Annotated in this window: 1 pseudogene; it reads left to right on the top strand. The window is 60.8% G+C overall.

Annotated features, from left to right (window positions below):
* A pseudogene (locus NW852_RS11300) lies at positions 1–342 on the top strand (right-handed parallel beta-helix repeat-containing protein); the annotation flags it as partial.
* Positions 343–613 lie beyond the last annotated feature (271 nt).

Here is a 613-nt window from a genome sequence, read left to right as displayed (position 1 = left end):
CCCACACCCACGCCTACGCCGACACCCACGCCTACGCCGACACCAACTCCAAGTCCTGCAGGCCTGCAGGTCACCATTCCGGGGCTGCCTGCCGGCGCGATAGTCACCATCCGCCTGGCCGACGGCACGGTCATCGCCACCTCCACCTCAGTGGCAGGCAACGTGGCCACCTTCCCTGAGCCCTTCACCATCCCCTTCGGTGGCCAGATCCGGATAACGCCCGCCATCCCCTCGCCGCAGCCAATCACGGTGGGCGGGACGACGCTGAACGCCTTTGACAACACCACCAACCCTGGCAGCACTACCTACTTCAACTTCGGTCCAGCTATCTCAGTAAACTAGCCTGGACAGGGCCTCTGGCCTGCTGGCGCGATGGCTGCCGTTTAGGGTGAAGATGAGTACCGGTCAGGTATTTTCAACGTTCCCTAAAATCTTGTTCACAGAGACTGGTTATGACTTGACTGCTCCTGCTAGGCGGGCTGTTCTGTAGCAGCTTTTGCTTCTTTTTCCTTAGCTGCTTTCATCTCCGCCAGAATCTCCTCCGGTCGCTTGCCAGCCCGCTGGGATCCGGCAGGCAGCTCATGGGGATCGATCACCCCCTTGGGCAGGTAGG

Source organism: Synechococcus sp. H60.1 (assembly GCF_047462335.1).
Classification (GTDB): domain Bacteria; phylum Cyanobacteriota; class Cyanobacteriia; order Thermostichales; family Thermostichaceae; genus Thermostichus.
The sequence above is the reverse complement of the archived record's forward strand: the minus strand, read 5'-3'. Positions and strand labels throughout refer to the sequence as shown.